This is a genomic window from Bradyrhizobium sp. PRIMUS42, assembly GCF_023006515.1.
Lineage (GTDB): Bacteria > Pseudomonadota > Alphaproteobacteria > Rhizobiales > Xanthobacteraceae > Bradyrhizobium.
On sequence record NZ_JALBGZ010001256.1, the window covers coordinates 1 to 1,013 of the forward strand.

At 67.6% G+C, this 1,013-nt stretch carries 2 protein-coding genes; both read right to left on the bottom strand.

Going from position 1 to position 1,013, the window contains the following annotated elements:
* Window positions 1–189 (bottom strand): hypothetical protein (locus MOV75_RS39490; RefSeq protein WP_247008254.1); only part of this gene is annotated, 189 nt, incomplete at its 3' end.
* 45 nt (window positions 190–234) lie between these two features.
* On the bottom strand, window positions 235–1,013 hold a 779-nt coding region (locus MOV75_RS39495), incomplete at its 5' end, for an NAD regulator (RefSeq protein ID WP_247008256.1).

Here is a 1,013-nt window from a genome sequence, read left to right on the forward strand (position 1 = left end):
CGTGGCGGGCGCCTGCTCCCAAGCAGGCGTGAGCGGCGGCGGCTGCACCTGCCGCTGCGCGTAAAACATCTCTTCGAGCGAGCTGAGCCGGCGGCGCAGCTCGGCCGCCTGGCTGGAGGCCTTGATCGCAATGAGGAACGCGGCGATCGCAATGATCCACGCAAAGACGTCAAACGGGCCGTCGAACATGAAGCCTCCAGGCGATCGACGGGAGGCCGATCACGAAATCCTTGTCTAGCGCCGGGAGCGTACGCGCAAGCCCGGCGCGGGACGCTCCTGGAGCACGTCGCGGCGGAAGCGGTAGAGCGCCGCCGGCCGTCCGCCCGTCTGTGTCGACATGACCCCGGTCGGTTCGACCAGGGCTTCCATTTCGACCAGGCGGCGGAAATTCTGCTTATGCAGGTGCCGGCCGGAAATCGCCTCGACCGTGTGCTGCAGTTCGGTAAGTGTGAATTCGGGCGGCAAAAGTTCAAAGACCACAGGACGATACTTGAGTTTTGCACGCAGCCGCGCGATCGCCGTGGCGAGAATCCGGCGGTGGTCGAACTGCATCGAGGTCCCGAGCGGGGGAAGCGTCTTGCGCGCTAATGCCGCAGGGCGGCCGTCGCGCCGCGCTTCCTCGACCAGCCCGGCCTCGTACAGGAGCTCGTAGCGGTCGAGCACGCGCTCCTCGTCCCAGGCCGCCCCGTCGAGGCCGAAGTAGAACCGCACGCGATCCTTGCGCGGCAGCGCGCGAATCGTCTCCGGCGTCTCCTCCGCGGCCCACTCGGTCAGCGCAGGAATGATATCGCGGGCGATGATCGCGGGCGGCTCCTCGCGCCGGTCTTCCCAGGGGAAGAAGCGGTACCATGGCGCGAAGCTCGCCGCGTTTGCTGCAAGCTCGCCGTCCACGGCGCGCGTCAGTGCGAGATAACCGATCGACACCATATGCGCCCCGGTGTCGCCGGCCTCGGCATGGCGGCCGCGATCGCCGAAGGTGTAGAGCTGCTCGACATAGCCGAGCCGCAAGCCCG